This window comes from Accumulibacter sp. (genome assembly GCF_032229525.1).
Lineage (GTDB): Bacteria > Pseudomonadota > Gammaproteobacteria > Burkholderiales > Rhodocyclaceae > Accumulibacter.
Window position 1 is genome coordinate 1 of record NZ_JAVTWB010000001.1, and the last position, 4,890, is coordinate 4,890.

Annotated in this window: 6 protein-coding genes; 1 reads left to right on the forward strand and 5 read right to left on the reverse strand. The window is 63.9% G+C overall.

What is annotated here, in order from left to right; all coding sequences use genetic code 11:
* Nucleotides 1-141: 141 nt before the first annotated feature.
* Nucleotides 142-1,290 (reverse strand): ankyrin repeat domain-containing protein, encoded by a 1,149-nt coding sequence (locus tag RUW20_RS00005; RefSeq protein WP_313950129.1) that lies wholly within the window; start codon nt 1,288-1,290, stop codon nt 142-144.
* 90 nt (nt 1,291-1,380) lie between these two features.
* Here RUW20_RS00005 and RUW20_RS00010 point away from each other — a divergent pair, with 90 nt between their 5' ends.
* Nucleotides 1,381-1,911 carry a TonB family protein gene (locus RUW20_RS00010; protein WP_313950130.1) on the forward strand — a complete coding sequence of 177 codons (531 nt, stop codon included), beginning with the start codon at nt 1,381-1,383 and terminating at the stop codon, nt 1,909-1,911.
* Here RUW20_RS00010 and trmB read toward each other — a convergent pair.
* Genes trmB through RUW20_RS00030 form a run of 4 tightly spaced genes read right to left on the reverse strand, consistent with a single transcriptional unit; the run spans nt 1,870 to nt 4,748 of the window.
* Nucleotides 1,870-2,613: a tRNA (guanosine(46)-N7)-methyltransferase TrmB gene (trmB, locus tag RUW20_RS00015; RefSeq protein ID WP_313950131.1), complete on the reverse strand. Its 744-nt coding sequence runs from the start codon at nt 2,611-2,613 to the stop codon at nt 1,870-1,872. The two genes, RUW20_RS00010 and trmB, sit on opposite strands and share 42 nt — an antisense overlap.
* A 2-nt stretch (nt 2,614-2,615) precedes the next feature.
* Nucleotides 2,616-3,410, reverse strand: coding sequence for a thiazole synthase (locus tag RUW20_RS00020; RefSeq protein ID WP_313950132.1), 795 nt, complete (start codon nt 3,408-3,410; stop codon nt 2,616-2,618).
* Between the two features lie 24 nt (nt 3,411-3,434).
* The gene (gene thiS, locus RUW20_RS00025; RefSeq protein ID WP_313950133.1) at nt 3,435-3,635 is read right to left on the reverse strand and encodes a sulfur carrier protein ThiS; all 201 of its coding nucleotides are present in this window, start codon (nt 3,633-3,635) and stop codon (nt 3,435-3,437) included.
* A 60-nt stretch (nt 3,636-3,695) separates the two neighbouring features.
* The gene (locus tag RUW20_RS00030; protein WP_313950134.1) at nt 3,696-4,748 is read right to left on the reverse strand and encodes a glycosyltransferase family 2 protein; all 1,053 of its coding nucleotides are present in this window, start codon (nt 4,746-4,748) and stop codon (nt 3,696-3,698) included.
* Nucleotides 4,749-4,890 lie beyond the last annotated feature (142 nt).

A 4,890-nucleotide genomic window follows, 5' to 3' on the forward strand; every position in this document is an offset into this window, starting at 1 on the left:
TAAGCGCTCGGTTCAGCGCGGAAAGGCTGATCCGCCCTGCTCCTACCGGCGCCTGTGGCGCTCACCTTTCGGCTGCCGTCACCACCTGGCCGTTGGGCTATCCAGTCACGGTTCCCAGCGCCAGCGCCTGACCGCAGCGGCCTATTGCTGCATGGCAGCGACCGCCTGATAGAGCTCTTGCCTGAGCGTATCGGCCGACTGTCCCTGGGCCTCGGTGAGTCGAATCTGCCGCAGCAAATCCGACACTTTGGCGGCTGCAGCGCTGTGCTCTTTGGTCGGTTTTGTCGCCTTCGCCGTCGTCCCTGCTGTCGCCGCCGCTTCAGCTGGCTTGCCTTCGACCATCAGTTGCGCGCGCTCGGCGCCGGGCCGGCCACGCCGGGCAGTGATCACCATTGACGGCGGCATGTAGGGACGCGGCATCGGCCGCTGCACAACAGACTCGCTACTGGCTCGCAAGGCCTTGCTGGTGGCCAGGAGCTTGCGGTGCAAAGCCTGGCTCGGCTTGCCTTCCGCTTCGGCCGCCCGGATCTGCTTCAGGATCTCGTCGATCTCGCTCGGCACCGCTGCCGAGCGAACCGCTTCACCGAAGCTCTCCTTCGGTTTCTTGACCGCGATCTCGAATTCCTCGGGCGACGAAATCATCTTCGCCAGGCGAAGATGGTCGTAGCGCATGGCCATGGTCAGGGGCGTATCGCCCCAGTCGTTCTGAAGTTTGGTGTTGGCGCCCGCTTCGAGCAACAGCCGCGCCAGACCGTCACGTCCTTCGCGGGCAGCGAGAATCAGGGGCGTCGACTGATTCGGCGAACGAGCGTTGACGTTCGCGCCACGAGCGATCAGATCCTCGACCAGCTGCTGGTGACCGTTGAACACCGCGTAGTGCAGCGCCCCCCAGTTGTTACCCTGGCGTTCGAGCGGCGCGCCATGCTCGAGAAGCCACTTGACCGCTTCAATATGCCCGCCCCAAGCGGCCAGCTGCAGCGGCTGCTCGCCGTTGCGGTTGCTACGCCGCGGGTCGGCGCCGCGTGCGACGAACAGGGCCATCATCTCGATGTTGCCATTCCACGCGGCAACCATCAGACCGGTACCGATCTGCGCTGCTTGATACTCTGGATCAAGCCCTTCGTCGAGCCAGCGGGTGACCGTGCGCAGATCACCGCGCTCGACGGCAAAGCCGAAGGTAATCGGGTCCGGTGCCGGCACCTGGGCCGACGCCGATCCGGCAAGCAAGCAGAACACCAGCAACAGCCAGCTGCCAGGTCTGCCGATCAGGTACCTCACGAGCTCTTTCACGTCTCTCCTCCCTGCGGACCCGCGCGCACGCAGTGGCAAAATCGGGTCTCGATGTCCTGTGGCACGGTTTTGGTTCACAATGTCGGACCCATGCCGTCCCGCCTTATCCTTGCGCTCGCGCTGTCGCTCGCCCTGCACGTCAGCCTGCTCCTCCCGGAAGCGCTCACCGGCAGTACACCGCCAGCGCCGCCGGCACTGCAGGCGATGCTACGTCTGCCAGTCAAGGCGCAGGTCGCCAACGACGAACCGCTGCTGAAAGATACCCTGGCACCCGACAAGACGCCCGCTGCTGCCAAGCCGCCGCCCCCTGCCCCGCGCGCTGCTCGGGCGACGCAGCCAGCGGCCAAGGCTGTGCCCAGGCGAGAAGTCGAGGCGGCGCAGCGAAAGCTTTCGGAACACCTCTACTACCCGCCGGACGCCGTCAGCCGCGGCATCGAAGGCGAAGTCCGCCTGATCCTGACGGTGACCCCGAATGGCAGCATCAGCGACGTCAACATCGCGGTCAGCAGCGGCCATTCAGTGCTTGACAAGGCCGCGATAAGAGCTGCCTGGGCAATGGGCAAGGTGAACTGGGGCCACTCACGCGAGCTGATCCTGCCGGTCATTTTCCGCCTCGAGTGAATCCTGCCGCCGCCGAAAAACCACGTCCCAAACGCCATGTCCGAGCCGCAGGCCGCGTTGCTCGAATTTGGTCTGCGGGCGATGGTCGGGGCGGGGCGCGAAGTCCGGCACCGTATTCTCCAGCAAGGCATCGCTCGACAGCACGGCCAGCATCTGCTGCGCGTAGTCGTCCCAGTCGGTCGCACAATGAAGGTAGCCACCAGGGCGCAGGCGGCTGGCCAGCAAGCTGACCAGAGGCGGCTGCAACAAGCGCCGTTTGTGGTGCCGCTTCTTCGGCCACGGATCGGGAAAAAAAATGTGGATACCGGCCAACGTGGCCGGGGCGATCATCTCGCGCAGCACCTCTACCGCGTCGTGCTGGACGATGCGCTGATTGGCCAGCCCCATCTCGGCAACCAGCTTGCACAGGCTGCCAACGCCCGGGGTGTGCACTTCAATGCCCAGATAATCGTTCTCGGGATGGCCGGCGGCAATCGCTGCCGAGGTTTCGCCCATGCCGAAACCGATCTCCAGAATCTGCGGCGCCGTGCGTCCGAACAGGGCATCCAGATCGAGGCGCGCGGGGCTGTAGGGAACACCGATGCTGCCCATCATCGCTTCCCGGTAGCGCTGCTGAGCACTCGAGACGCGGCCTTGACGGCGTACGAAACTGCGGATATGTCCAGACTGCGGAGCGGTGCAATCGCTCTCCTGACCGACCATGCCTACGAACCGATCAAACCGGTCGTCGGCGAGGAAGGATCGGCCGAGTAGAACTTGCGCGGCATGCGGCCGGCGAGGAAGGCCTCGCGCCCGGCTTCGACCGCTTTCTTCATTGCGCTGGCCATCAGCAGCGGATCGCGGGCATGCGCGATGGCGGTATTCATCAGCACCCCGTCGCAACCGAGTTCCATGGCGATCGCCGCGTCGGAAGCGGTACCGACACCGGCGTCGACCAGCACCGGCACCTTGGCGTTGTCGATGATCAGGCGCAGGTTCCAGGGATTGACGATGCCCATTCCGGAACCGATCAGCGAGGCCAGCGGCATCACCGCGACGCAGCCGATCTCCTCGAGCATCCTGGCCTGGATCGGGTCGTCGGCGCAGTAGACCATCACCTCGAAGCCCTCCTTGACCAGCGTTTCCGCCGCCTTGAGGGTTTCTGGCATGTTCGGGAACAGGTTGGTCGGATCACCCAGCACTTCCAGCTTGCACAAGGGATGGCCATCGAGCAGTTCGCGCGCCAGGCGCAGGGTGCGCACCGCGTCCGCCGCGGTGTAGCAGCCGGCGGTGTTCGGCAGGATGGTGAACTGCGCAGGCGGCAGCACGTCCAGCAGGTTCGGCTCGCCGGCGTTCTGCCCGATGTTGGTGCGACGAATGGCGACGGTGACGATCTCGGCGCCAGAGGCATCGATCGCCGCCCGCGTCTCGGCGAAATCCTTGTACTTGCCGGTGCCGACGAGTAGACGTGAGCGGTAGGCCTTGCCCGCGATCGTCAGGCTGTGGGGAGAAGCGTGCATGCGTCCTGTTCTTCCAAAAGAGGCTCAGCCACCGCCGACAGCGACGACGATCTCGATCCGGTCACCGTCAGTCAGTGGCGTTTCGGCATGGCGGCCACGCGGAACGATTTCACCGTTGCGTTCGACAGCGATCCGCTTGCCGGCGTGGTCCAGGGCTTCGACCAGTCCGGCGACCGTCAGCGACGAAGGAAACTGGCGGCTTTCACCGTTGATCACGAGTTCCATAGGAGGGCGATTTTATCACGCCACAAACGAATCGGCGGCGAGCATCCGGCCGGCCGTAGCTCAAGTCGGCGCACTCGGTGGCGGCGTTGTCTTCGCCCGCAGCTGCGAGGAGAGCACCCGATTGACCAGGTACAGGGGACGGCGCTTCACTTCGTTGAAAATCCGTCCAATGTACTCGCCGAGGACACCGACCGAGATCAATTGCACGCCACCAAGAAACAGCACCACCACCATCAGTGAAGGGTAGCCCCGCACCGGGTCACCGAACATCAGGGTCTTCCAGATCACAAACGCCGCGTACAGCAGCGACAGGACGGCGACGGAGAGGCCGAGGTAGGTGGCGATCTTCAGCGGCCGGATGGTAAACGAGGTAATTCCCTCCAGCGCCAGGTTCCACAGCTTCCAGTAATTCCACTTCGTTTCACCGGCCAGCCGAGGATCCCGACGGTAGGCGATCGGTCTGGAGGGAAAGCCGATCCAGGCGAACAAGCCCTTCATGAATCGGTGTTCTTCGCGAAGCCGCGACAATTCAAGCACCGCGCGCCGCGTCATCAGCCGAAAATCACCGGTATCACGAGGAATATCGACCCGGCTGACGCTCTGTAGAAAACGATAGAAGAGCCGCGCACTCCCTTTCTTCAGCCATGTTTCACCGTCACGTTGACTGCGTACGCCATAGACGATGTCATAGCCATCACGCCAGCCATCGAGCATTTCCGGGATCAGTTCAGGAGGGTCCTGCAGGTCTGCGTCGAGCACCACCACCACGTCGCCGCTGCTATGGTCGAGGCCGGCAGTCAATGCAATCTCCTTGCCGAAATTCCGCGAAAGATCGACCACCGTGACGTGCGGGTCAGCCGCCTGCAGGCGGTGCATCAGGGCAAGGGTGTTGTCCTCGCTGCCGTCATTGACCAGGACCAGCTCGTAAGGGGCACCGATATTCACCAGGATCGCGCTCACCCGCCGATGAAACACTTCGATCACTTCCTGCTCGTTGTAGGCGGGGGCGACGACCGAAATGCTGGGCAGGGAATTCTTCGGTCGCGGGCTGAGTCCGGGCTTCTCCTGAGCCGCTGCAGGCGAGTCCAGGCCGCGGTGTTGTCGTGCGGTCATCGCTGGCACCTGGCCAGGTTCGGTCGAAACGCAAGCTGTGGCATGGGATCAGGAACTGCCTCGCAGATACGGCAAACTCAAGCTGCCGGTGGTGGTCCGTAGAGTGGCTTCGTGGCTTCGTGGCTTCGTGGCTTCGTGGCTT